The 25386-nt window shown below is 71.8% G+C and carries 22 protein-coding genes and 2 riboswitches; of the genes, 9 read left to right on the forward strand and 13 right to left on the reverse strand.

Annotated features, from left to right (window positions below; all coding sequences use genetic code 11):
- Positions 1-39: 39 nt before the first annotated feature.
- From N5I75_RS01415 to N5I75_RS01425, 3 genes are all read right to left on the reverse strand, one after another.
- Positions 40-849: an enhanced serine sensitivity protein SseB C-terminal domain-containing protein gene (locus N5I75_RS01415; RefSeq protein ID WP_476673397.1), complete on the reverse strand. Its 810-nt coding sequence runs from the start codon at positions 847-849 to the stop codon at positions 40-42.
- Positions 850-969: 120 nt separating this feature from the next.
- Complete coding sequence (locus N5I75_RS01420; RefSeq protein WP_476673399.1) at positions 970-1770, reverse strand: enhanced serine sensitivity protein SseB; 801 nt, start codon at positions 1768-1770, stop codon at positions 970-972.
- A 103-nt stretch (positions 1771-1873) separates the two neighbouring features.
- Positions 1874-2443, reverse strand: a complete 570-nt coding sequence (locus N5I75_RS01425) for an AAA family ATPase (RefSeq protein WP_476673843.1) — start codon at positions 2441-2443, stop codon at positions 1874-1876.
- Positions 2444-2605: 162 nt separating this feature from the next.
- Positions 2606-2721: riboswitch (glycine riboswitch) on the forward strand.
- A riboswitch (glycine riboswitch) is annotated at positions 2722-2840 on the forward strand.
- 52 nt (positions 2841-2892) lie between these two features.
- On the opposite strand from N5I75_RS01425, the gene gcvT reads away from it, so the two are divergent.
- The 4 genes from gcvT to N5I75_RS01445 all read left to right on the forward strand — a co-directional run bounded on the left by gcvT (position 2893) and on the right by N5I75_RS01445 (position 7275).
- On the forward strand, positions 2893-4017 hold the full coding sequence (gene gcvT, locus N5I75_RS01430) for a glycine cleavage system aminomethyltransferase GcvT (RefSeq protein WP_476673401.1): 1125 nt from the start codon (positions 2893-2895) through the stop codon (positions 4015-4017).
- 76 nt (positions 4018-4093) lie between these two features.
- A complete protein-coding gene (gene gcvH / locus N5I75_RS01435) occupies positions 4094-4474 on the forward strand; it encodes a glycine cleavage system protein GcvH (RefSeq protein ID WP_398209016.1) in 381 nt (126 codons plus the stop codon).
- A gap of 5 nt (positions 4475-4479) precedes the next feature.
- Entirely contained in the window at positions 4480-5745 is a 1266-nt protein-coding gene (gene glyA / locus N5I75_RS01440; RefSeq protein ID WP_476673403.1) for a serine hydroxymethyltransferase, read from the forward strand.
- Positions 5746-5904: 159 nt separating this feature from the next.
- Positions 5905-7275, forward strand: coding sequence for an L-serine ammonia-lyase (locus tag N5I75_RS01445; RefSeq protein ID WP_476673405.1), 1371 nt, complete (start codon positions 5905-5907; stop codon positions 7273-7275).
- Positions 7276-7300: 25 nt separating this feature from the next.
- Here the strand turns inward: N5I75_RS01445 and N5I75_RS01450 are convergent, their stop codons facing one another.
- Entirely contained in the window at positions 7301-8251 is a 951-nt protein-coding gene (locus N5I75_RS01450) for a L,D-transpeptidase (protein ID WP_476673845.1), read from the reverse strand.
- A 261-nt stretch (positions 8252-8512) separates the two neighbouring features.
- Here N5I75_RS01450 and N5I75_RS01455 point away from each other — a divergent pair, with 261 nt between their 5' ends.
- The gene (locus N5I75_RS01455; protein WP_476673407.1) at positions 8513-9064 is read left to right on the forward strand and encodes a glycoside hydrolase family 25 protein; all 552 of its coding nucleotides are present in this window, start codon (positions 8513-8515) and stop codon (positions 9062-9064) included.
- A 31-nt stretch (positions 9065-9095) separates the two neighbouring features.
- Here the strand turns inward: N5I75_RS01455 and N5I75_RS01460 are convergent, their stop codons facing one another.
- From N5I75_RS01460 to N5I75_RS01470, 3 genes are all read right to left on the reverse strand, one after another.
- Positions 9096-9782, reverse strand: a complete 687-nt coding sequence (locus N5I75_RS01460; RefSeq protein ID WP_476673409.1) for an NADPH-dependent F420 reductase — start codon at positions 9780-9782, stop codon at positions 9096-9098.
- Between the two features lie 133 nt (positions 9783-9915).
- Positions 9916-10131 carry an EF-hand domain-containing protein gene (locus N5I75_RS01465; protein WP_476673411.1) on the reverse strand — a complete coding sequence of 72 codons (216 nt, stop codon included), beginning with the start codon at positions 10129-10131 and terminating at the stop codon, positions 9916-9918.
- A gap of 57 nt (positions 10132-10188) precedes the next feature.
- Positions 10189-11103, reverse strand: a complete 915-nt coding sequence (locus N5I75_RS01470) for a MerR family transcriptional regulator (RefSeq protein ID WP_476673413.1) — start codon at positions 11101-11103, stop codon at positions 10189-10191.
- A gap of 52 nt (positions 11104-11155) precedes the next feature.
- On the opposite strand from N5I75_RS01470, the gene N5I75_RS01475 reads away from it, so the two are divergent.
- The gene (locus N5I75_RS01475) at positions 11156-11794 is read left to right on the forward strand and encodes a GNAT family N-acetyltransferase (RefSeq protein WP_476673415.1); all 639 of its coding nucleotides are present in this window, start codon (positions 11156-11158) and stop codon (positions 11792-11794) included.
- Between the two features lie 10 nt (positions 11795-11804).
- Here the strand turns inward: N5I75_RS01475 and N5I75_RS01480 are convergent, their stop codons facing one another.
- From N5I75_RS01480 to N5I75_RS01505, 6 genes are all read right to left on the reverse strand, one after another.
- Positions 11805-13049 (reverse strand): YncE family protein, encoded by a 1245-nt coding sequence (locus N5I75_RS01480; protein WP_476673417.1) that lies wholly within the window; start codon positions 13047-13049, stop codon positions 11805-11807.
- Positions 13046-13834: a polysaccharide deacetylase family protein gene (locus N5I75_RS01485; protein WP_476673419.1), complete on the reverse strand. Its 789-nt coding sequence runs from the start codon at positions 13832-13834 to the stop codon at positions 13046-13048. The genes N5I75_RS01480 and N5I75_RS01485 overlap by 4 nt, the downstream gene beginning before the upstream one ends.
- A gap of 307 nt (positions 13835-14141) precedes the next feature.
- On the reverse strand, positions 14142-14645 hold the full coding sequence (locus N5I75_RS01490) for an ATP-binding protein (RefSeq protein ID WP_476673421.1): 504 nt from the start codon (positions 14643-14645) through the stop codon (positions 14142-14144).
- Positions 14646-14918: 273 nt separating this feature from the next.
- Positions 14919-15686, reverse strand: a complete 768-nt coding sequence (locus N5I75_RS01495; RefSeq protein WP_476673423.1) for an enoyl-CoA hydratase/isomerase family protein — start codon at positions 15684-15686, stop codon at positions 14919-14921.
- A 43-nt stretch (positions 15687-15729) separates the two neighbouring features.
- Positions 15730-16920 carry a L,D-transpeptidase gene (locus tag N5I75_RS01500; protein WP_476673425.1) on the reverse strand — a complete coding sequence of 397 codons (1191 nt, stop codon included), beginning with the start codon at positions 16918-16920 and terminating at the stop codon, positions 15730-15732.
- A gap of 167 nt (positions 16921-17087) precedes the next feature.
- Positions 17088-18308, reverse strand: coding sequence for a L,D-transpeptidase (locus N5I75_RS01505; RefSeq protein WP_476673427.1), 1221 nt, complete (start codon positions 18306-18308; stop codon positions 17088-17090).
- 152 nt (positions 18309-18460) lie between these two features.
- On the opposite strand from N5I75_RS01505, the gene glgX reads away from it, so the two are divergent.
- The 3 genes from glgX (at position 18461) to N5I75_RS01520 (ending at position 24782) form a co-directional block, all read left to right on the forward strand.
- Positions 18461-20758 (forward strand): glycogen debranching protein GlgX, encoded by a 2298-nt coding sequence (gene glgX / locus N5I75_RS01510; protein WP_476673429.1) that lies wholly within the window; start codon positions 18461-18463, stop codon positions 20756-20758.
- Positions 20759-21030: 272 nt separating this feature from the next.
- Positions 21031-22857 (forward strand): ABC transporter ATP-binding protein, encoded by a 1827-nt coding sequence (locus N5I75_RS01515; RefSeq protein ID WP_476673431.1) that lies wholly within the window; start codon positions 21031-21033, stop codon positions 22855-22857.
- Positions 22854-24782 carry an ABC transporter ATP-binding protein gene (locus N5I75_RS01520; RefSeq protein ID WP_476673433.1) on the forward strand — a complete coding sequence of 643 codons (1929 nt, stop codon included), beginning with the start codon at positions 22854-22856 and terminating at the stop codon, positions 24780-24782. Before N5I75_RS01515 ends, N5I75_RS01520 begins: the two co-directional genes overlap by 4 nt.
- Positions 24783-25386: the final 604 nt, after the last annotated feature.

Raw genomic sequence — 25386 nt, forward strand, 5'->3', positions numbered from 1 at the left:
CGGACATTGGGCCCACAACTGCCGATAGGCGTGCGGCAGTTAGTACGACGCCCCATAAGGGGGCGGATACCCGTAACCCGCCCCGGCCTGACCAGCCTGACCTGCCTGTCCAGCGGGGGCGACATGCGCCTCGCGGTCGTAGAACGGCCGCGCGTTCGCCCGCAGCCACATCGCGACCGGGTCGTACGCGTCGGACATCGCGACCGTGGAGACCGGCAGGCCGTCCGGGACCGCCGCGACGGACTGCTGCATCATCGCCCGCACCGCGTCCACCGACGCGGGCGACGTGTCGTACACGTCGAGACCGATCGCCAGGTAGGGGGCGCCGATCGCGGGCTGCACCCAGGCGCGGCGCAGCGCGCGGACGGCGGTGGTGCGGTGCGCGTTCTGCGCGAGCAGCGCGTAGAACTGCGGGAGTTCGAGGGTGGGCTCGCTCAGCCGCAGCGGCCCGGCGGGCTGCCGGTCCAGGCCGCCCGCGATCCGGCGCAGGTCGAGCCAGGGCACGCCGACGCCGCCGCCCGGGGCGTGCGGGTTGAGCCAGAGGCCGTAGTGGTCGGGGTAGAGCGTGCGGGCCGCGTCGACGCCGCTGACCACCTCGTAGGCGCGGGACCAGCCGGAGGCGGAGAGCTCCTGGGCCGAGGTGACGCAGGGCGCGTACGAGAAGCCGTCCACGTCCATGTTCCCGTACTGGGCGTCCGGGGAGCCGGCCTGCCCGTGCCAGAGCAGCATCCAGACCTGGCCTGCGGCGAGCGCCGAGAGGAGCGCCTCGTACGCGTCGTAGCGCCCGGGGGTCACCTGGCGCAGCATGTGCTCGACCTGTCCGGCCGCGGCCGTGCCCGACGCACTCACCCGTAACCGCCCCTTCGTGAACGTCCGTGTTCCGCCCGTGACCGGAAGGCCGAGCGCCGTCCGGTCAGGTCATGAAACCAGCTTAAGCGGCGGAGCCGGCACCGACTTGACGGACGGTGTTCACGGGTGGCGTTCGTAGAACGGACGTACGCGTGTACGCAGGAAGTCGGCGACCGGGTCCTGGGTGACGTCCAGGAAGACGAGGTTGACCGGCCAGGGCGCCGGGACCCGGCCGAGCGCGCGGCCCAGGGCGTCGAGCGGCAGGTCGCGGGCGGCGCCCTCCCACTGGGTGAGCCGGACGCCGATGAACAGGGAGGGTGCGGTGTCCTCGACGACGGCGAGGGCGCGGTGGGCGCCGAGCACGGTGCCCGCCGCGTCGAACTCCTCGCGGACGGCGGCCAGGAAATCCACCGGGTCGTCCTGCCAGTCCGGCTCGGAGAGCACGACGCGGCCGCCGGTGGAGGGGCCGTCGAGCGGGGTGCGGCCGCTGCGGGCCAGTTCGGCGACGGCGGGCGGCGGCAGGGGTATGCCGACGGCGCCGTCCGGGTTCAGCGCGATGCCGACCTGGGCGGGAAGGCCACGCGCGAACTCCACGGCCGGGGCCACGGTGCAGCTCATCCGGCCGCCGGTGACCTGCATGAACTGCTCCTCGGAGCTGAAGACCGGCACGTAGGCCTGGCCGCCCAGCTCGAACGTGGGCAGGTCGAGGTCGCGGCTCTCGGGGGAGCCGCCCTGCGGCAGGGGTATCCAGACCGGGCTGCGGCCGAGTACCTCGACGATGCGCGGTCCCGCCCCCTCGACACCGAGCGCGGCGGCGAGGACCTCCTCCAGCTCGTTGGCCGGCCAGCTCCGGGTGGGCTGGGGGTGCGGGTGCGCCTCCTCGTGGAAGCGCGCGTCCTCGTGAAATGCCGGGTGTTCCATAGCCGCCGACGATAACGCCTGCACCGCGAGGGTCCCTCGCGGAACGTGATGGAGCCGAGGGTGTCCGTCGCGGCCCGGCCCGGGACGAGTGCGCCCGCAGGGGTTACCCCCGGAACGTGATCCCGCCGAGGGCGTCCGTCGCGGCCCGGTCCAGGAGCACCGCCGACTCGATGCCCGTCGGCAGCTCGCCGCGCTCCGTCGAGGTCACCAGGGCGCCGACGGCCCGGCGGTGGCGGGCGAAGGCGTACCGGGAGACGCCCCGGCCGCGCGCGAGCTGCCCCTGCAGGGCCAGCGGCGGCGGCACGTCGAGGAGGACCAGGTGGACGGCGGCGCCGCGGCGTCTGGCCGTCCGGATCACCCAGCGCCGCACCCACGCCTGGGTGCCGCAGTCGTGCACGACGACGCTGGCCCCCGAGCGCATCGCCCGCCGCAGGCCCAGATAGTGGGCGACGCGGACCAGCGGGCGGTAGACCGCGTACGGCAGGAAGCGCGGGAGGCGGGCGGCCCAGCGCTCCCTGGTGTCCTGGGAGTCGACGCGCACGACCGTGACGGCCCGGCGCATCAGCGTGGACTTGCCGCTGCCCGGCAGCCCGGAGAGCACCACGAGGTCACCTGCCGCGAACCGGATGCGCCGCGGTGTCCTGCCGCTCCGCCCGCGTAGGTCCCGGACCATGCGCTGTCGCGGGATCCGCACCGTGATCGTCCTCCCCGTTCCGGTCACGCCGTATCTGCCCGGCAAGTGTAAAGAGAAGGTAATGCCCGCCGCCGGGTTTCCCCGTTCCGCGCTCGTGCGATGATGTGCGCGCCAGACCCACACAACCGCATACCGGCCGCTTGAATCCGCGCGGGAGAGTTCCGGGAACCACCAGCCCCCATGTAGGACGGGTGCCCGGACGCCGAAGGAGCAAGTCCCTCCCTTGAATCTCTCAGGCCCCGTACCGCGCGGGCGAGGCACATCTGAAAAGCGGGCCGCCCCAGACGTACGGCGGTCCCACCCAAGGTGCAAGCCATGACCTCCGGTACGCGGGGTCGGGGCGAACCTCTCAGGTTCCGATGACAGATGGGGAGGACCTCCGCCACGGGGGACCCCTCGCCACCGCCGTTCACGCCCGGGAGCACGCCATGACCGATACCCCGCAGACGCCCCGCACGACCGCGCTCGACGCCCTGCACCGCTCGCTGGGCGCGACCATGACCGACTTCGCCGGCTGGGACATGCCGCTGCGCTACGCCAGCGAGCGCGACGAGCACAACGCCGTACGGACGAAGGCCGGTCTCTTCGACCTGTCCCACATGGGCGAGATCACGGTGACCGGCCCGCAGGCGGCCGAGCTGCTCGCCTACGCCCTCGTCGGCAACATCGCCACGGTCGGCGTCGGCCGCGCCCGCTACACCATGATCTGCCGCGCCGACGGCGGCATCCTCGACGACCTGATCGTCTACCGCCTCGCGGAGACCGAGTACATGGTCGTCGCCAACGCGGGCAACGCGCAGATCGTCCTCGACGCCCTCACCGAGCGCGCCGAAGGGTTCGACGCCGAGGTCCGCGACGACCGCGACGCCTACGCGCTGCTCGCCGTCCAGGGCCCGCACTCCCCCGCCATCGTGACATCCGTCACGGACGCCGACCTCGACGGGCTCAAGTACTACGCGGGCCTGCCCGGCACCGTCGCGGGCGTGCAGGCGCTCATCGCCCGGACCGGCTACACCGGCGAGGACGGCTTCGAGCTGTTCGTCGCCCCCGCCGACGCGGAGAAGCTGTGGCAGGCGCTGACCGAGGCGGGCGCCGAGTACGGCCTCATCCCCTGCGGCCTGTCCTGCCGCGACACGCTGCGCCTGGAAGCGGGCATGCCGCTGTACGGGCACGAGCTGACCACCGAGCTGACGCCGTTCGACGCGGGCCTCGGCCGGGTCGTGAAGTTCGAGAAGGAGGGCGACTTCGTGGGCCGGGAGGCGCTCGCCGCCGCCGCGGAGCGCGCCGAGACCGCCCCGCCCCGCAAGCTCGTCGGCCTCGTCGCCGAGGGCCGCCGGGTCCCGCGCGCGGGCATGCCGGTCGTGCACGAAGGACAGGTGATCGGCGAGGTCACCTCCGGCGCCCCGTCCCCGACCCTGGGCAAGCCGATCGCCATGGCGTACGTGGACGCCGCGCACGCCGGGCCGGGCACGCCGGGCGTGGGCGTGGACATCCGTGGTACGCACGAGCCGTACGAGGTCGTGGCGCTGCCGTTCTACAAGCGCCAGAAGTAAGAGTCCGGCTGCGCAACCCGCCGAGCGCTCGCCCCACCGTCACCCGCACCCTCCCGCGTACAGGAGAATTCGCCTCATGAGCAACAACCCCCAGCAGCTGCGTTACAGCAAGGAGCACGAGTGGCTGTCGGCCGTCGAGGACGGCGTCGCCACGGTCGGCATCACGGAGCACGCGGCCAACGCGCTCGGTGACATCGTCTTCGTCCAGCTCCCCGAGGTCGGCGACACCATCACCGCGGGCGAGACCTGCGGTGAGCTGGAGTCCACCAAGTCGGTCTCCGACCTGTACTCGCCCGTCTCGGGCGAGGTCACCGAGGCCAACCCGGACGTCGTCGACGACCCGTCCCTGGTGAACTCGGCCCCCTTCGAGGGCGGCTGGCTGTTCAAGGTCCGCGTCTCGGACGAGCCGAAGGACCTGCTCACCGCCGACGAGTACACCGAGTTCTCCGGGAGCTGACCCATATGACCGACAAGTCCGTACTGAACGAGTCCCTGCACACGCTCGACCCCGAGGTCGCCAAGGCCCTCGACGCCGAGCTGCACCGCCAGCAGTCGACCCTTGAGATGATCGCGTCGGAGAACTTCGCCCCCGTCGCCGTCATGGAGGCGCAGGGCTCGGTCCTCACCAACAAGTACGCGGAGGGCTACCCCGGCCGCCGCTACTACGGCGGCTGCGAGCACGTCGACGTCACCGAGCAGATCGCGATCGACCGGGTCAAGGAGCTGTTCGGCGCCGAGTACGCCAACGTGCAGCCGCACTCGGGCGCCTCCGCGAACCAGGCGGCCCTCTTCGCGCTCGCCAAGCCCGGCGACACGATCCTCGGCCTGGACCTGGCGCACGGCGGCCACCTCACGCACGGGATGCGCCTGAACTTCTCCGGCAAGCAGTTCAACGTGGTCCCGTACCACGTCGACGACAACGGCCTGGTCGACATGGCCGAGGTCGAGCGGCTCGCCAAGGAGCACCGCCCGAAGGTGATCATCGCGGGCTGGTCGGCGTACCCGCGCCAGCTCGACTTCGCCGAGTTCCGCCGTATCGCCGACGAGGTCGAGGCGTACCTCTGGGTCGACATGGCGCACTTCGCGGGCCTGGTCGCGGCCGGGCTGCACCCGAACCCGGTCCCGCACGCCGACGTCGTCACCTCCACGACGCACAAGACGCTGGGCGGCCCGCGCGGCGGCATCATCCTCGCCAAGCAGGACTTCGCGAAGAAGCTGAACTCGTCCGTCTTCCCCGGCTTCCAGGGCGGCCCCCTGGAGCACGTGATCGCGGCCAAGGCGGTCTCCTTCAAGGTCGCGGCGAGCGAGGACTTCAAGGAGCGCCAGCGGCGCACGATCGAGGGCGCCCAGATCCTCGCCGAGCGCCTGACCTCGGAGGACGCCCGCGCCCACGGCGTGAACGTGCTCTCCGGCGGCACGGACGTGCACCTGGTCCTGGTCGACCTGCGCGACTCCGAGCTGGACGGGCAGCAGGCCGAGGACCGCCTCCACGAGGTCGGCATCACGGTCAACCGCAACGCCGTCCCGAACGACCCGCGCCCGCCGATGGTCACCTCGGGCCTGCGCATCGGCACGCCCGCGCTCGCCACCCGCGGCTTCACCGCCGAGGACTTCCGCGAGGTCGCCGACGTGATCGCCGAGGCGCTCAAGCCGTCCTACGACGCGGCCGCGCTCAAGGCCCGCGTGACCGCTCTGGCCGACAAGCACCCGCTCTACCCCGGCCTGTAACGGTTCCGCCGGGAATACGTAACCTATTACGTACCCTTTCGTACATACGTCCTTACGGGGCATCGCGCACACTGGACCCACAAGGGTTCAGCGGGCACGGTGCCCCGCCCCGTGCCCCGGCAGACAACGGCGTCTACCAACCATCTTTGGAGTTCCCCCGTGGCCATCTCGGTCTTCGACCTGTTCTCGATCGGCATCGGCCCGTCCAGCTCCCACACGGTCGGCCCCATGCGCGCGGCGCGGATGTTCGCCCGCCGCCTGAAGAACGAGGGCCTGCTGGCCCACACCGCCTCGATACGCGCGGAGCTGTACGGCTCGCTCGGCGCCACCGGACACGGCCACGGCACGCCGAAGGCGGTGCTGCTCGGTCTGGAGGGCGAGTCGCCCCGGACCGTCGACGTCGAGCACGCCGACGAGCGCGTGGAGGAGATCAAGTCCTCCGGGCGGATCAACCTGCTCGGCGTGCACGACATCGCCTTCTCCTTCGACGACGACCTGGTCCTGCACCGCCGTGAGGCCCTGCCCTACCACGCCAACGGCATGCGCCTGTGGGCCCACGACACCGACGGCGCGGAGCTGCTCACCAAGACCTACTACTCGGTCGGCGGCGGCTTCGTGGTCGACGAGGACGCCGTCGCGGGCGAGAACCCGGTCGTGCCGGACGACACGGTCCTGAAGTACCCCTTCCGCACCGGCGACGAGCTGCTCCGCCTCACCCGCGAGACGGGCCTGTCCATCCCGGCGCTGATGCTGGACAACGAGAAGGCCTGGCGCACCGAGGACGAGATCCGGGCCGGGCTGCTCGAACTGTGGCGCGTGATGCAGGCGTGCGTGGCGCGCGGCATGTCCCGCGAGGGCATCCTGCCGGGCGGCCTGAAGGTCCGGCGCCGGGCGGCGGGCTCGGCCCGCAAGCTGCGCGCCGAGGGCGAGCCGCTGGCCCACGCCATGGAGTGGATCACCCTGTACGCGATGGCGGTGAACGAGGAGAACGCGGCGGGCGGCCGGGTCGTCACGGCCCCGACGAACGGCGCGGCGGGCATCATCCCGGCGGTCCTGCACTACTACGTGAACTTCGTGCCCGGCGCGGACGAGGAGGGCGTGGTCCGCTTCCTGCTCTCGGCCGGCGCGATCGGCATGCTCTTCAAGGAGAACGCCTCGATCTCCGGCGCCGAGGTCGGCTGCCAGGGCGAGGTCGGCTCGGCCTGCTCGATGGCGGCGGGCGCGCTCGCCGAGGTCCTCGGCGGCTCCCCGGAGCAGGTGGAGAACGCGGCCGAGATCGGCATGGAGCACAACCTGGGCCTGACCTGCGACCCGGTCGGCGGCCTCGTCCAGATCCCCTGCATCGAGCGCAACGGCATGGCCGCCGTGAAGGCCGTCACCGCCGCCAAGATGGCGATGCGCGGCGACGGCTCCCACAAGGTCTCCCTCGACAAGGTCATCAAGACCATGAAGGAGACCGGCGCGGACATGTCCGTGAAGTACAAGGAGACGGCGCGCGGCGGGCTCGCGGTGAACATCATCGAGTGCTGAACCCGCCGCGCGGATCAGCAGCGGCTCACAGGGTGGCGGTCGTTCCCTCGCCCGAGCCGCTGCCCGCGAGCCACTGGTCCCAGCTCAGGTTGAACGACGCGTAGCCGTTGTCGGCCGGGGCCTTGGCGCGCGGGGAGCCCGTGATGGTGACCGGGTCGCCCTGCTTGACCTGCTGGTAGAACCACTTGGCGTCGGACATCGACAGGTGGACGCAGCCGTGCGAGCCGCGGGCGCTGCCGCTGCCCGGGTTCGGGTCGCCGGTGGAGTAGTGGACGTAGGTGCCGGACTGCGTGAGGTGGACGTCCCAGGGCAGCGTCAGGTCGTAGTAGTTGGCGTCGCCCTTGTTGCAGCTGATGCCGACGGAGCAGGAGGTCATGTGGACCTTCTCCTGCTTGTCGATGACGGCCATCGTGCCGTTCCACGTCGGGTACTCGGCGCTGCCCGCGTTGATCGACAGGGTGCGCACCGCCTGGCCGTTCTTGGTGACCTTCAGGGTGTGCCCGGTGACGGAGACGTCGGCGCGGACGTCGTCGCCGACCTTGAAGGTGTGGGTGTAGGTGCGGACGCCGTAGCGCCCGTTGCCGTTGCTCACGTCCTTCATGTCGGCCTCGACCTTCACGGTCGTCCCCGAGGGCCAGTACTCCTTGGGCCGCCAGTCGGCGCGCTTGTCGCCGAACCAGTGCCAGGCGCCCTCGACCGGCTGCGAGGCGCTCACCTTCATGTGCTTCTCGACGGTGGCGCGCGCCTTCTCCGCCACGGGGTTGGTGAACACCACGGAGACCGGCATGGCCACACCGACCGTCGCGTCGGTCTGCGGCGTGATCGTCTCCAGGAGCATCGGCGGGCCCTTGGGCTTCGTCGGCGAGGGCTTCGCGCTCGCGCTCGGCTTGTCCGACGCCTTCCCGTTGTCCCCGCTCGCCTCGTCGCCGCTGTTCCCGCCGCAGGCGCTCACGCCCGCGAGCGCCACCACCGTCATGAGCGCGATGCCTATTCCGCCGCCCTTGCGCCGTCCCACGAACTGCCCCACTCTCCTGGTCGCCTTTCCGCCTCCCTGTCAGACAGCGGAGGCGGCCCTGTCAGTTGCACGTCCCCGTGTAAAGCGTGTTCCAAGACTGGGGTCCGACAAACGATCCTGGACGGGACACGGGGCGGCGGGCGACGGTGCCCGCGCGGGAACGGTGGGTATGACAACCATGCCGCCCCCACACCGCGCTGCCCACCGAGCAGGAGGCTCGCCATGATCCGTGGCATCGACGTCAGCTCGTACCAGTCCACGTTCAGTACGGAAGGCGTCTCGTTCGTCTTCATCAAGGCGACGGAGGGCCGCAGTTACGTCAACCCGCGGCTCGCGGCGCAGACGAAGCGGGCCCGGGACGCGGGCTGTGTCGTCGGCTTCTACCACTTCCTGTGGCCGGGGAACCTGACGGCGCAGGCCGAGTACTTCGTGAGCAAGGCGCCGGAGAAGGCGGGCGACGTCCTGGCCGTGGACTGGGAGACGACCGGCAACGGCACGCACGCGAGCAACGGGGAGAAGGACAAGTTCATCCGCGAGGTGAAGCGGCTGCGCCCGGACCACCGGGTCCTCCTCTACTGCAACCGGAACTTCTGGCTGAACATCGACACGACGTCGTACGCGGGCGACGGCCTCTGGATAGCCGACTACGTGACGTCGGGGAAGCCGCGCATCCAGGCGGACTGGCGCTTCCACCAGTACACCGACAACCCCCTCGACAAGAACGTGGGCGACTTCGCGAGCAAGGCGGCGCTGCGCGAATGGGCCACACCCTGAGCCTGCCGAGGGGGGACGGCCGCGCGGTGGCTCAGGCGCGCCACTCCGCGGTGCGCTCCGGGGAGGCCGCGTCCAGCGCCTTGCGGACGGCGATGGCGTCGGCGGCGAGGCCGTAGACGGGGGTGCCGGGCTGCTGGCGCCACGACTCGTCCTGGCCGCCGGCGTCGACGGTGTCGAAGCCGATCTCGTCGAGCAGCGCGGTGACGACCTGCTTGGCCACCTTGTCGTCGCCCGAGATCGGCAGGGCGACGCGCTGGGGGTCGCCGGACGGGCGCGGCTTGTCGAGGATGTCCTGGGCGTAGGTGCCGTTGAAGACCTTGACCACCTGGTGGCCGATCTGCCGCTCCGTCCAGCGGCTCTCGGTCAGCCCCTCCTCGATCTCGGCGATCTTCCCGTCGCGCTGCTGCGGGTAGTAGTTGCCGGTGTCGAGGACGGTGACGCCGTCGGCGGCCCCCTTGAGGAACCCGTCGGGCAGGTCGGGTACGGCCTTCAGCGGCACCGTGACGACCACGACCTCCGCCCCGCGCACCGCGTCCTCGATGGTGGCGGGCGTCGCCCCGGTCTCCTCGGCGAGCTCCGTGAGGGTGTGCGGACCGCGCGAGTTGGCCACGTGGACGTCGTGGCCGACGGCGGTGAAGCGCCGGGTGAGGTTTCCGCCGATGTTGCCCGCGCCGATGATGCCGATCTTCATGTCAGGCCCTTCGAGAGTTCCATGCATGTGCATACATGCGGTGCCAACTTCCCCGCGTTCGAGGCTATTCCTGCGGCGCGCCCAGGGAGCGGAGACACGTCCGCCGGGGCGGGGACCCGGTTGGGGCCCCGCCCCGGCGGAGGGCGTGGAACGGCGGCGGTCAGGCCTTGTTCAGGTTGGCCCAGAACTCGTCGAAGGAGAGCACCTTGTCGCCGTTGGCGTCCTGCCGGGCGATGAGGGCCTCGGCCACCGCCTCGGTGACGTTGAAGTCGCCCATCTGCGCCATGGCGCTCTTGTACTCGGCCGCCGTGATGAAGCCGTCGCCGTCCGCGTCGAACCGATCGAACGCCTTGCGTGCTTCCTCGATGTCCGCCACCGGACCACCCCTCGTTTACGTACCGCTCTCGCGTACTGCCGTTCTGACGGGGTCAGATTATCCGGCGGGATGAGCGCGCAGTGCGGCGACCACCCAGGCGAACTCCTTGTCGGGCCTGCGCGTCGGTTCGAGGCCGCGCACCAGGGAGACCAGATCGCGGAAGCGCGCCACGTCGTGGTGGGCTGCGGCTTCGAGCCGCTCCAGGGCCTCGGCCCGGTCGGCGTCGCCGAGCAGGCCGCGCAGCACCTCGTCCGCCTCGCCGGACCCGGACGCCACCCCGCGCTCCATGGCCTCCCCCGCGAGCCCCACCAGACGGCTCATGAACCACAGGGAGCTGCCCGGTGGCACGTCCGGGCCGCGGTCCGCGCTGTTGAACTCGATCATCCGGCGCATGTGCGCGCGGAAGGCGGCGTCCTGCATCAGCTCGGCCAGCTCCACCCAGGCGTCGACCTGGGCGCCGGTCGGGTCGTCGGGCAGGTCGGGCACCATGACCCGGACGCGGCCCCGGATGTCGGGGTCGGCGGCGTCCAGGCCGCCGAACGTCTCCTCCATGAAGTCGTCGATGATCTGCTTGCGTTCAGCGGCGGAGAGCCGTGCGAGGCGGTTCATCAGGGCCGTCTCCTCGGTGGTCGAGTTGCGTTTCGCGACGGTCGACAGGACGGCCCGGTTCACCCGCAGCACCCGGATCTGCGCGTCGAGCGCCGCCACGTGCGCGGCGGCGACGGCGGCGATGTCCTTCTCGCCGGACACCACCGTGCGCACGTCGTCGAGGCCGAGCCCCAGCTCGCGCAGGGTGCGGATCAATTCCAGGCGGGCCACGGACTCCGCGTCGTACAGTCGGTGGCCGCCGTCGCTGCGGGCCGCGGGGTGCAGGACACCCTCGTCGGACCAGAAGCGGATGGTGCGCACCGTGAGACCGGTGCGGCGGGCCAGCTGTCCGATGGTCAGCAGTGGAGGGCCGTCGTCGTTCATGTCGGGGAGTCTGGGCCCTCCAGTGGGTGGAGACTCAAGCGGGAGGACGCGAATGAAACTGCGGGAGATCCTGGACGCGGCGGCGAAGGGGGTGTTCCCCGCGCCGGACGGCTCGGTCACGGTCGTGCCGCAGATGTGCGCGCGGGACGCGGGGGTGCTCGCGTTCACGGCGCACACCGTCGTCTTCACCGACGAGCCCGAGACATGGGTGCGCGAAGCGCTGGCCGCGACGGGCTGCGATCCCCTCGCCGCGTCGATGAACGCCCGGTTCCTCGCCGCGTTCCTGGACCGCACGGGCCGCCGCCACGACACCATCGACCTGCTGACGGCGGCGTCGGCGCTCCCGGGCCCGCCCCCGTACGAACTGCGCGAGATCCGCGACCGCGGACACCCCCGGGTCGTCCGCGCCCTCACCCACCGCGACGAGGTACGGGTGTGGGAGACGGCGGACGGCGCCGGGGTCCTCGTGCTCGGGCGCGGGATCGGCGGCCGGACGGAGGCCGCGATCGAGGTCGACGAGGGCGTGCGCCACCGCGGACTCGGCCGGCGACTGGCGGTCGCCGCCCGGCACTTGACCACCGACGACGTCGTCTGGTCGCAGCAGTCGCCGGGCAACGCGCGCAGTGTGCGGGTGTTCCAGGCGGCGGGTTACCGCCCGGTGGGGTCCGAGGCGCTCATGCTCGCCCCGTAGCCCGGGCGGCTCAGCGGAAGATGCCGGTGTGGCCGAGCGAGTAGCGGCCCGGCTGCGGATAGACGGCCAGGCCGTGCGGGCCCCGGCCGACGGGGACACGCGCGACCTGGGCGCCGGTGCGCGTGTCGATCGCGTAGACCTCGGAGTCGTAGCGCCCCGACAGCCACAGCGTGTTGCCGTCCGCCGAGACGCCGCCCATGTCGGGGCTGCCGCCCTGCGGGAGCTTCCACTTCTTGGTCACCCGGTCCTGGGCGAAGTCGAAGACGGAGACGGTGCCCTCGCCGCGGTTGGAGACGTACATCTCCCGGGAGTCGCGGCTGACGTAGAGGCCGTGCGTGCCCTTGCCGGTCTTCAGGAGCTTCGGCTTGGAGAAGGTGTTCCCGTCCAGGATCCACATGCCGTCGGCCATCATGTCGGCGACGTAGAACTTCTTCCCGTCGGGCGAGATCTTGACGTCCTGCGGCATCGCCCCCTGGAACGGCAGCTTCTGCTGGGCGACGACCTTCATCCGGGCCGTGTCGACCTTCAGCAGTTCGCCGCTGAACTCGCAGCTCACGATGAAGTAGCGGCCGTCGGTGGAGAAGTCGGCGTGGTTGACGCCGTAGCAGCTGACCGGCTCGGTGTGCTTGACCTGCATGGTGTGCGGGTCGCGGAAGACGAGCTGCCGGTCGAGCGAGGCCATCACGACGGCGTACTTGCCGTCGGGCGTGAAGTACAGGTTGTACGGGTCGTGCACGTCGACCGGCTTGCCCGCCTTCCCCGTCTTCGGGTCGATCGGGGTCAGCGTGTGCCCGCGGTTGTTGTTGACCCACAAGGTCTTGAGATCCCAGGACGGGACGACGTGCTGCGGCTGGTGCCCGACCGGGATCGTCCGGAGGACCTTGTACGTCTTGGGGTCGATGACGGTGACGGTGTCGGACTCGGTGTTCGGCACGTAGATCCGGGAGGGGAAGTCCTTGACCACCGGCGACAGGTTGCCGGCCCGGTCCGCCGCGTACACGTCCTTGGGGTCCAGCACGGGCGGCATCCCGGGCAGCCCCCGCTCGGCCTGGCGCGTGGGCGACGCCGAGGCGACGGGCTCCGCCGACTTGACCGGCGGCTGCTGTCCGGCGGGCTTGACCGCGCCCTGGGTGGCGCGGTCCGCGCTCTCCTGGCCGGCGCACCCGGCGAGCGCGGCGAGGGCGACGGTCGCGGCGGCGAGCAGCGCGCCGGTGCGCCGCCCGGTCTTCGGGGTTCGGGACGGGGTGAGGTTCACGTGAGCAGCTCCGTGCAGGTCACCGCGGTCAGGCCGCGACGGTCGAGGTGGTCCAGGAGGGGCGGCAGGGCGGCGACGGTGTCCCGGTAGCCGAAGTGCAGGCTGACGACCGATCCGGCGCGCGCGGCGGAGGAGACGTTGGAGACGACGGCGGCGGCGCCCGGCGAGGTGTAGTCGAGGGAGTCGACGTCGTAGGACAGGACGTGCGGGTAGCCCGCGCGCTGGGCGAGGCGGGCGACGAGCGGGGTCGCCCGCTGGGCGCGCGACGGGCGGAACCAGGTGCCGACGGACCCGGTGAGGCGGCGCAGGCGGTCGGCGCAGCCGGTGATCTCGGCGTAGGCGTCGGCCTCGGACATCTCGTTGACGGTGCGGTGGTGCAGGGTGTGGTTGCCGAGGTCGTGGCCGCCGTCGAGGACGCGCCGGGCGACGGACGGGTGGTCGTCGAGCCAGGTGCCCACGGCGAGGACGGTGACGCGGGCACGGGCCCGTTCGGCCTCGGCCAGGACGGCGCGGGCGATGGCCGGGTCGCCCTGCCCGTGGAAGGTGAGGGCGACGCGGCCGCCGGTGCGCGGCCCGTGGTCGATCTGGACGGGCTGTCCCGGCAGGCGGCGCGGGGCGGGCGCGGCGCGCGCGGGCCGCGGGCTCGCGGAGTGCGGGGCCGGGGCGGGGGCGGGCGGCTGCCGCTCGGCGGCGCAGCCGGCGGTGAGGGCGGCCGCGAGCCCGGCGCCGGCGCGCAGGGCCGAGCGGCGTGGATGCGGCCGGGCCGGCGGTTCTCCGTGGGTCACCCCGCCCATTTAAGGGGGATAGCGGACAAAATCCGCTTACCGACCCGACAGCCTTAACGATTACTGGATACCGGCTGTACTTGTTCTTCATTTGCGAGGCCGGTGGCTTACATCACCATGGATTCATTTGGACCTCGACGGCCCATCTGTCATGATCGGTGACACGACCCCCATTGACCCGGGCCAGGTCGTCGTCAGACGCCGCGGACTACACCCCCCACTGTTCGCGGCGCACCACACGAAAGCCCCCGCGGCGCCGTACAACGGCGAGAACGGGGGCTTTCGTGCGTCCACGGGCGGGGCGGGCTCAGCGGTCGGCGACCCGCATCTCGAACCAGGTGGTCTTGCCGCGCGGCAGCAGGTCCACACCCCAGCGATCGGAGAGCTTGTCGACGAGGTAGAGGCCGCGCCCGGAGACGTCCAGCGGCTGCACCGGCATCAGACACGGCAGGCCGCGCGAGGGGTCGCGCACCTCCACGCGGATCCAGCCGCGGCGGCGCAGCATGCGCAGGCCGAAGACGCGGGCGCCGGTGTGCCGCACCGCGTTGCCCACGAGTTCGGAGACGAGCAGGACGGCGTCCTCGGTCATCTTCAGGGAGAGGCCCCACTGGCGCAGGATCACGACCTGGGCGAGGCGGCGGGCGGTCGCCGCGGATTCGGGGCGCGACGGCAGGGGCACCTCCGCCTCGGTCGGGTTCCCGAACAGCTCGAAGGCGCGCAGCGCGTATTCGTCCTCGACCGCGGGAGACCAGCGCGCCGCCGTCGCACTCCCGTGCTTCCGCGGATGTTCGACACCCTCTAGCCCCGCCATGCCCTCCATGATGGCCGCAGAGTCGGGGCCTTGGGGTCGTTCCGGCTGAATAAGCCCCCCGGAATGCCTCATTCCGGGGGCCGTTTTGGCATATGCCAGAGTCACTTAAAGGATGACGACACGCCGTCCGACCTGCGATGACTTATCGTGCGCGACCGGCTCTTGATCGTCACCAGCGGGGTGCGCTTATGCTTCTCTTAAGGTCCGCATAATGCGCTCCAACGAGGGACGGGGCGAAGTCCGCGAACCCTCCCGCGCGTTGACCGGAGCGCCTCAGGCGAACTTTGCCTTGCCGGGACCTTCCTCCACAAAGCTGCGCATACCGGTCGCCCGGTCCTCGGTGGCGAACAGCCCTGCGAACCAGGTCCGTTCGATGGCGAGCCCGGTCTCCAGGTCCGTCTCCAGACCCGCGTCGATGGATTCCTTGGCCGCGCGCAGCGCGATCGCCGGCCCCTTGGCGAGCCGGGCCGCCCACGCGTGCGCGGCGGAGAAGACCTCGCCGGCCGGGACGACACGGTCCACGAGGCCGAGGGCCAGCGCCTCGTCGGCCTTCACCTGCCGGCCCGTGAAGATCAGGTCCTTGGCCTTGGACGGGCCGATCAGGCGGGCCAGGCGCTGGGTGCCGCCCGCGCCCGGGATCAGACCGAGCAGGATCTCCGGCTGGCCGAGCTTGGCGTTGTCGGCGGCGATCCGGAAGTCGGCGCAGAGCGCCAGCTCGCAGCCGCCGCCGAGCGCGTACCCCGTGACGGCGGCGACGACGGGCTTCGGGATGCGGGCCACCGCGCTGAACGCGTCCTGAAGACCCCGCGCCCGGCCGACCATGGCCGCGTGGTCCATGGCCTGCATCTCCTTGATGTCCGCACCGGCCGCGAAGACCTTCTCGCTGCCGCGGACGACGACGGCCCGCACCTCGGTGCGGGCCGTGGCCTCTGCTGCAAGTTCCCTGATGCGGTCCTGGACGGCGACGTCCAGGGCGTTCATCGGCGGTCGGTCGAGGCGGATCGTGCCCACCCCGTCGGCGATTTCCAGGTGTACGGTCATGGCCGCAGGTTAGCGGCCGTTCACAAGGGCGGCCCTGCCACCCCTACTTCTTCCACTCCGCCCAGCTCATGTTCCAGCCGTTGAGCCCGTTGTCCGGCGCGACCGTCTTGTCGCCGGTGTTCTTGACCACGACCACGTCGCCGATCATCGACTGGTTGAAGAACCAGGCCGCCGAGACCTTGCTGTCGTAGCCGCCGCGCACGTCGCGCAGGCCGACGCAGCCGTGGCTGGCGTTGTAGTTGCCGAAGGCGTCGCCGCCCCAGTAGTTGCCGTGGATGAAGGTGCCCGAGGTGGTCAGGCGGATGGCGTGCGGGACGTCCTTGATGTCGTACTCGCCGCCGTAGCCGACGGTCTCGCCGTTCATCCGGGTCACCGCGAGCTTCTCGGTCATGACCATCTGGCCGTTCCAGGTCTCGTAGCCCGCCTTGCCGGTCGTGACCGGGACCTTCTTGATGGTCTTGCCGTCGCGCCTGACGGTCATCATGTGCGTCTTCGCGTCGACCGTGGAGACCTGGCTGCGGCCGATGGTGAAGTTCACCGTGCGGACCTGCTTGCCGTAGACGCCGGGGCGGCCCTCGACGCCGTCGAGGTTGAGCTTGACGGTGACCTTGGTGCCCGAGGCCCAGTACTTCTCCGGGCGGAAGTCGATGCGGTCGTTGCCGAACCAGTGCGGCTCGACCGGGACGGCGGGCTCCGTCTTGACCGTGATGGCCTTCTCGACGTCCTCGGGGTGGGTGATACCGCGGGTGAAGCGGATCGAGAACGGCATCCCGACGCCGACCTTCGAACCGTCCTCCGGGGTGAACATGCCGACGAAGGTGTTCTTCGGGGTGAGGGTGGTGAAGGTGGTGTCCTTGGCCGACTCGCGACCGTCCTTGTCCTTCGCGACCGCGTGCACCCGGTACTTCGTCGACGCGGCGAGGTGGTGCGCGGGGGTCCAAGTGGTGGAGCCGGATATGGACCCGGCTATCGCGTTCCCCTTGGAGTCGGCGACCTTCACCTCGGTCAGCCTGCCGTTGCCGGCGGTTATCTTCAGCGCGCCGCTGGTGGCGACGTCACCGGCGCCGTCCTTCGGCGCGACGGTCACCACGGCCTGCGACGCCTTGTTCGCCTCGGCGGCCTTGTCGGACTTCCCCTTGCCCTCGTTCCCCGTATCCCCCCCGCCACCGCACGCGGTGACAAGCAGCAGTGCCGCCCCCAGCAGAGCCGCCGATATCGGTCGTCGCCCGTTCAAGATGTTTCTCTCCCCTCGCACGGCCTCGGTCCCAAGGCCCGCACTCCTGCGCGTCTGCGCGCGCACTGCGCAAGATTAACCGCCCGACCTGGGAAAACGGATCCCCGCTAATGTCACCGTTTAGTCCCAACACCCGGGCGGCCGACCCCCTTTCAGCGCCTTCGCGGCTACCAGCGCGCCGCGGCCCCGTCCTTCCACTCCTGCCATTCCATGTTCCAGCCCCCGAGCCCGTTGTCAGCAGCCACTTTCTTGTCAGCGCTGTGCACCACCTCGACGACGTCGCCGATGAGGGTGCGGTCGAAGAACCAGCCCGCCGGGGTGAGCGCGCCGCCGCCCTTCACATCGCGCAGACCGACACAGCCGTGGCTCACGTTGCTGGACCCGAAGACGCCGCCCGACCAGTAGTTCCCGTGCAGGAACGTGCCGGAGTCGGTGAGCCGGATCGCGTGCGGCACATCGGGGATGTCGTACTCGCCGCCGAAGCCGACCGTGCGGCTGTCCATGCGGGTCACGTCGAGCATCTCGCTGACGACCATCCTGCCGTTGTACGTGGTCGAGCCCGGCGCCCCCGCGGTGATCGGCAGGGTGTCGAGGAGCCGGCCGTCCCTGCGGACCTCCATCGTGTGTTTCGCCGCGTCGACCAGACTGACCTGGCTGCGCCCGACGGTGAACGAGAACGACTTGCGCTGCAGGCCGTAGGCGCCGGGCGCCGCCTCCACGTCCCGCAGGTCGAGGGCGACGGTCACCTTCGTGCCGGGGCGCCAGTACCGCTCGGGCCGGAAGTCGAGCCGCGTCCGGCCGAACCAGTGCGGGGCGATCTCCACCGGGGGCACGGAGGTGACCTGCACGGCGCGCTCGACGGCCGCGCGGTCCTCGATCCGCCGGTTGAAGTCCAGCTTCACGATCATGCCGGTGCCCACCGTGGCGCGGTTCTCCGGTGTCACGTAGCCGATGAAGCGCTCGCCGGGCACGGCCGTCGTGAACGTCGTGTGCCGGGCCACGCGGCGTCCTTCGCCGTCGACCGCGACCGCGTCGACCGTGTACTTCGCGGCGAGCGCGAGCCGGTCCGCGTCGGGCCCCGTCGGACGCCAGAGCGCGCCGCCCGCCTCGATGCGCCCCGGCACCGGCTCCTCCTGCGCGTCCTGCACCTTGACGACCTTCACCGACTCGAGGCGGCCCGTGGGGACCTCGACCATCAGCCGCGTGTCCGTCCTCACCTCCTTGCCCCGGTCGTCCGGGGTGACCCGGATCAGCTCCGCGGGTGAGCGCGGCTTGCCGAAGACCGCGCCCGCCTTGCATCCGGCGAGCCCGCCGGCCAGTGCCGCCCATGCCAGTACGGCGGCCAGTGTCGCCCCTGCGCGCCGCGCGCGCCTCACAGCTGTGTCCACGCCGGGCCAACGACGCTCACCCCGCCGGGGAAACGTGAGTGCGACCCGTGCTCTGGGCAGAACAGACAGGAGGGGATCAGGGGCGATGCGCGGCAGGGACGCCGGGCGGCGCCCCGCCGCCCATCCTTCATGGAGCCGCGGGAGGCTGTCAGGTGTCGAGCGCACCCGAGCAGGAGGCAGTGCAGACCGGCGTGCGGACCGGTGTGCCGAACGGCCGGAACGGCAACGGCGGGCCACCCGTGCGCGCCTCCGCGTACCGCCCGGAGCGGGAGCGCGGGCGCACTCCCCCCGTGGAGCCGGTCTGGCCCGGCGCGCCCGTCCCCCTCGGCGCCCGCTACCGGGTCGGCCCCGACGGCGTCGCCGGGACCAACTTCGCCCTGTGGGCGGGCGGCGCCGAATCCGTCGAGCTGTGCCTCTTCGACGCCGAAGGACGCGAGCGGCGCTCCCCGCTCGCCGAGTCCACCGACGAGGTCTGGCACGGCTTCGTCCCCGGCGTCCGCCCCGGACAGCGGTACGGGTTCCGGGTGCACGGCCGCTGGGACCCGTGGACCGGCGCCCGCTGGAACCCGGCGAAACTCCTCCTCGACCCGTACGCGCGCGCCGTCGACGGTGACTTCAGGTTGCCGCCCGAGGTGTACGGGCACGTCCGCGACTGGCCGCAGCAGCACGTGGCCGACACCGTGCGCGACGACCGGGACTCGGCCCCGTACGTCCCCAAAGGCGTCGTGGTCCACGACGACGCGCCCGACGACGAGTGGCAGGACGACCGCCGCCCGAAGACACCCTGGGCGGACTCGGTCATCTACGAGCTGCACGTACGCGGCTTCACGCGCGAGCACCCCGGGATACCGCGGGAGCTGCGCGGCACGTACGCGGGCCTCGCGCACCCGGCGGCGATCGAGCACCTGACGCGGCTCGGGGTGACGGCGGTGGAGCTGCTGCCGGTGCACCAGTTCGCGCACGAGGACCACCTGTTGCGCAGGGGCATGAAGAACTACTGGGGCTACAACTCGATCGGCTACTTCGCGCCGCACGCGGCGTACGCGGCGAGCGGGACGGCCGGACAGCAGGTCGGCGAGTTCCGGCGGATGGTGCGGGCGCTGCACGACGCCGGGATCGAGGTCATCCTCGACGTGGTCTACAACCACACGGCGGAGGCGGGCGAGATGGGCCCGATGCTCTCCCTCAAGGGGATCGACAACCGCGGCTACTACCGCCTCCAGGACGACGCCCGCCGCTACGCCGACTACACGGGGTGCGGCAACACCCTGCACGTCGTCCAGCCGCAGGTCCTCCGCCTCATCACCGACTCCCTGCGGTACTGGGTGACGGAGATGGGCGTCGACGGCTTCCGCTTCGACCTCGCGGCGGCGCTGGCCCGCTCCATGCACGACGTCGACATGCTCTCCCCGTTCCTCGCGGTCATCGCGCAGGACCCGGTCCTGCGCCGGGTCAAGCTGATCGCGGAGCCGTGGGACGTCGGCAACGGCGGTTACCAGGTCGGCGCGTTCCCCCCGCTCTGGGCCGAGTGGAACGACCGCTACCGCAACGCCGTACGGGACTTCTGGCGCGGGGCGCTCCCCGACGTCCGGGACCTCGGGTACCGCCTGTCCGGCTCCAGCGACCTGTACGCGTGGGGCGGCCGGCGCCCCTACGCCTCGGTCAACTTCATCACCGCGCACGACGGTTTCACCCTGCGCGACCTCGTCAGCTACGACCGCAAGCACAACGAGGCGAACGGGGAGGGCAACCGGGACGGGACGAACGACAACCGGTCCTGGAACTGCGGGACGGAGGGGGAGAGCGAGGAGGAGTCCGTACGGGCGCTGCGGCGGCGGCAGTTGCGCAACATGCTGACGACGCTGCTGCTGTCGACCGGGGTGCCGATGCTGGTCGCCGGGGACGAGTTCGGGCGCACCCAGCGCGGCAACAACAACGCGTACTGCCAGGACAGCGAGATCAGCTGGGTCGACTGGTCGTTGCTGGAGCAGCCGGGCTGGCGGGCGCTGTTCGATCTGACCTCCCGGCTGATCGCCCTGCGCCACGCGCATCCGGTGCTCCGCCGTCGCGCCTTCTTCTCGGGCCGGCCCCGGTCGGCGGACGGGCTGCGGGACCTGGCCTGGTTCACGTCGCGCGGTACGGAGATGACGGAGGGCGACTGGTTCGCGCCGGCCGCGACGCTCGGGATGTACCTGTCGGGCCGGGACATCCCCGGCCGGGACGCGCGGGGTGAGCGGGTGCTCGACGACAGCTTCCTGGTGATCCTGCACGCGGGGGCCGAGGCCGGGGAGTTCGTCCTGCCCGGGGAGCCGTGGGCCGGCGCCGGGTACGAGGTGGTCGTCGACACGGGGGTGGAGGAGCAGGGTTCCGCGCCCGGGGTGGTGCATGACGCGGGGGCGACGATCGGGGTGGGGGCGCGGACGGTGGTGTTGCTGCGGGTGCGGGGGTAGCCGTTGCGTCTGCCGGGTTTGGGGGTCGCCGGGGCGTCTGCCGGGTGGGGTTCGTCGGCGGGTGCGGGTCACGTCGTGGTTGCTCGCGCAGTTCCCCGCGCCCCTGGAGCATGCGGCTTCGCCGCAGCTTCATGGGGTGCGTTCCAAGGCGCGGGGGACTGCGCGACCAGTCACGACGAAACCTGGACGCTGAAGCGAGGGGAGTGGTCGGGCCCCAGCCGCGTCGAAAACTCACTGGGCGATGTCAGTGGCGAACCGTAGTCTCACCCCTGATGGCGACTAAGGATGCAGCTACCACGGATCAAGGCCGGACAAGTCGACCCGGCGCGGCGCGAACCTTGCTGCGCCTGTGGCCGTACGTAAGGCCGGTGCGGGCCCGCTGGGCGAGCGCCGCGGTGATAGCGGTGGTGGCGTCCTGTCTGGGGCTCGTGTTCCCGCTGGTGCTGAAGTGGATCGTCGACGGCCCGGTCACCGACCGCGATCCGGGCGGCGTGTGGCTCGGCGCGGGCGTGCTGCTCGCGCTCGGCGTCGCGGAGGCGCTCCTGTTCGGGCTGCGGCGCTGGCTGGTGGCCCGGCCGCTCGCGGGCGTCGAGGCGGCGATGCGCGCCGGCCTGTACCGGCACCTCCAGCGGCTGCCGGTCTCCTTCCACGACCGGTGGGCGTCGGGCCAGTTGCTGTCGCGCGCCACGACGGACCTCATGGTCGTGCGGATGTTCCTCGCCTTCCCGCTGACGTTCCTGATCGTGAACGGGGTGACGATCGCCGCCGGGCTCGCCCTGCTCGTGGCGCAGGACTGGGGCCTCGGCCTCGTCCTGCTCGCCCCGGCCGTGCCGCTGATAGCGGTCTGCTACCGGTTCGAGCACGGGTACGCGGAGGCGTCGCGCCGCGCCCAGGACCAGGTCGGCGATCTAACGACGGTCGTCGAGGAGTCGGTGCTCGGCATCCGGATCATCAAGGGGTTCGGCCGCCACCGCAGCCAGGCCCGCGCCTTCAAGGAGCTCTCGCGCACCCTGCGCGGCACCGAGCTGGTCAAGGCGCGCCTCCTCGCGGGCATCCTCGCCGTGATCACGCTGCTTCCCGAGGTGGCGCTCGGCGCGGCCCTCGTCATCGGCACGGTGCAGGTCGCGGACGGCGACCTGTCCGCGGGCACGCTCGTCGCGTTCCTGTCGACGGCGCTCGCGCTGCGCTGGCCCATCGAGTCCATCGGCTTCCTGCTCGCCATGAGCCAGGAGGCGGCGACGGCGACCCGCCGCTACTTCGAGGTCATGGACGAGCCCGAGGAGGACCCGCGCGTGCGCCCCGCCGAGGACGCCCGGGGCGGGGCCGGCGAACAGGGCCCGGACGGGCTGCGGTTCGAGGGCGTCGCCTTCCGCTACCCGGACGCCGCCGAGGACTCCGAGCCGACGCTCCGCCACATCGACCTGCACGTCCGCTCCGGCGAGACCATGGCCCTGGTCGGCGCGACCGGCAGCGGCAAGACGACGCTGACCGCGCTGGTGCCGCGCCTGTACGACGTCACGGCGGGCCGCGTCACGCTCGACGGGCGCGACATCACCGCGATCCCGCGCGAGGAGCTGCGCACCCTGGTCTCGATGGCGTTCGAGGAGCCGACCCTCTTCTCCGCGACGGTCGCGGAGAACGTCCTTATGGGCGCCGTCGACGCCACCGCAGACCAGGTGGACCGGGCGCTCGGCGTCGCCCAGGCCGACTTCGTACGCCGCCTGCCGGACGGGATCGACACCGAGGTCGGCGAGCAGGGACTGAGCCTCTCCGGCGGCCAGCGGCAGCGGCTCGCGCTCGCCCGCTCGGTCGTCGGCGAGCCCCGCTTCCTCATCCTGGACGACCCGCTGTCCGCGCTCGACGTGCACACCGAGGCCGCCGTCGAGGCGGCGCTGCGGCGGGTCCTCGCGGACAGCACCGCCCTCGTCGTCGCGCACCGCCCCTCCACGGTGCTGCTCGCCGACCGGGTCGCCCTGCTCTCCGAGGGCCGCGTCACCGCGGTCGGCACCCACCACGAACTGCTGCGCACCAGCGCGGAGTACCGGCACCTGATGTCGGGCGAGACCGCGGGCGACAGGGAAGAGACGGCGCACGCATGACGACGACCACGAACACCGAAGCGACGAGGGAACCGGGCGGCCCCGACGAGCCGGACGCGCCGAACGCGCCGGACGAGGCGGACGCGCCGGACGAGGCGGTGCGCCCCCGCTCCGCCACCGACCCCTTCGACCAGGACGACCTCCCCACGTCGAAGGGCGCGACCGGCCGTCTGCTGCGCTCGCTCCTGTCACCCCACCACCGCGGCGTCTGGCTCACCGTCCTCGCGCTGCTGCTCCAGCAGGCGGCCGTGCAGTCCGGGCCGCTGCTCGTCGCCTACGCCATCGACCGCGCGGTGCCCGCGATCCGGGACCACGACTACGGGCCGCTGATCGCGGTCGGCGCGGGCTTCCTGCTGACCGCGTGCTGCTCGGCCGCGTTCCAGTACGCGTACATCCAGTTCTCCGCCCGCGTCAGCCAGAACGTCCTGCTCGACCTGCGCGACCGCATCTTCCGCCACGCGCAGGCGCTCAGCGTCGACTTCCACGACCGCTACACCTCGGGCCGCGTCATCTCCCGCGCCACGACGGACGTCGAGAGCCTGCGCGAACTGCTCTCCGAGGGCCTGCAAGAGCTGGTCAACGTCGTGCTCGCCTCGCTGTACATCACGGTGACGCTGCTCTGGCTCGACCTCGGCATCGGCGCGGTCGCCGCGCTCTCCTTCGTCCCGCTGTCCTTCCTCATCCAGAGCTACCGGCGGCGCGCCGCGCGCGCGTACGGGCAGCGGTCCTCGGCGATCGCGGCGGTCATCGTCAAGTTCGTCGAGACGATGAACGGCATCCGCCCGGTCCGCGCGTTCCGCCGCGAGCAGGCCAACGACGACCACTTCGCGGTCCTCAACCACCGCCACGAACGCTCCAACGGCACGGCCCTCCTGGAGATGGCGCGCTACGTCGTGGGCTCCCGCCTCCTCGCCAACACGGCGGTCGCGGGCATGGTCCTGTGGGGCGCCTACCGGGTCGCGGGCGGCACCCTCGCGCTCGGCGTCCTGGCGGCGGCGGTGCTCTACATCCGCCGCCTCTACGACCCCATCGACCGACTGGCGATGTTCCTCAACTCCTACGAATCGGCCGCCGCGTCCCTCAAGAAGATCGCGGGCCTGCTCGAACAGACCCCGTCGGTGCCCGAGCCCGCGTCGCCGCGCTCGCTGCCCGCCCCGCGCGAGGGCCGCCCCGGCCGCGAAGTGCGCTTCGACGACGTCTCGTTCGGCTACCGCACGGGCGGCGAGGTGCTCCCCCGCTTCGACCTCGTGCTGCCCGCCGGCCAGACGGTCGCCGTGGTCGGCTCGACGGGCGCGGGCAAGTCCACCCTGGCCAAGCTCCTCGCCCGCTTCTACGACCCCTCGCACGGGCGGGTCCTCCTCGACGGCGTCGACCTGCGCGACCTCTCCCACGCCGAGCTGCGGCGCGGGGTCGTCATGGTGACCCAGGAGGCGTTCCTGTTCTCCGGCACGGTCGCCGAGAACATCGCGATCGGCCGCCCCGAAGCGACCCGCGAGGAGATCGAACAGGCCGCGAAGGCAATCGGCGCCCACGACTTCATCACGGCGCTCCCCGACGGCTACGACACGGATGTGCGCAAGCGCGGCGGCCGCATCTCGGCGGGCCAGCGCCAGTTGGTCGCCTTCGCGCGGGCGCTCCTCGCGGACCCGGCGGTCCTCATCCTGGACGAGGCGACCAGCTCCCTGGACATCCCCGGCGAACGCGCGGTGCAGCGCGCCATGCACACGGTCCTGCGCGGCCGCACCGCGGTGGTGATCGCCCACCGCCTCTCCACGGTGGAGATCGCGGACCGGGTCCTGGTGATGGAACACGGGAGGGTGGCGGAGGACGGCCCCCCGTCAGAACTGATCGCAGGCACGGGCCAGTTCGCGGAGCTGCACAGGGCGTGGCGGGAGAGCCTGGTCGATAGCCTCTCCGGCGACTGAGGAGCGGGGTCCGGGACGGAGCAGCGTTGCCGGGTGCGGCGCCGTCGTGGCTGGTCGCGCAGTTCCCCGCGCCCCTGGGCGTGTTAAGCCCCTCCGGCGATTGAGGAGCGGGGGCGGGGCGGAGCCCCGGGCCGGGCGCCATCGCCGGGTGCGGAGCCGTCGTGGCTCGTCGCGCAGTTCCGCGCGCCCCTGGGCGTGTTAAGCCCCTCCGGCGATTGAGGAGCGGGGGCCGGGGCGGAGCCCCGGGGCTGGTGTGCGTCACGGACCGGCGATTTACGGCCACGGGAGGCCGATCCCAGCCAGGGTCACCACGACCCCGCCCCACCCGAACACACCCCCGAACCCGCCGGGCCCGCGCCCCACACCCACCCCGCATATCGAACAACCACCCCCGCGCACCGAACCATTTCCGGCCAACCTGTTGACGCGCTCCTGACAGCACCCGCGTTCTCCTGCCACTCTTCCCCTCGGCCACCGCACAGCTGCCCCACAGCAAGATCGCGGCCAGGCCGAGTTAACCGCTAGCCCACTAGCCCCGCTAGCCCGCTAGCCCCGCACTGCCTGCACTGCGTTCTGCCCGGCCGGCCACCCGCCGCCCGGTCCT

The organism is Streptomyces sp. R818, assembly GCF_056172735.1.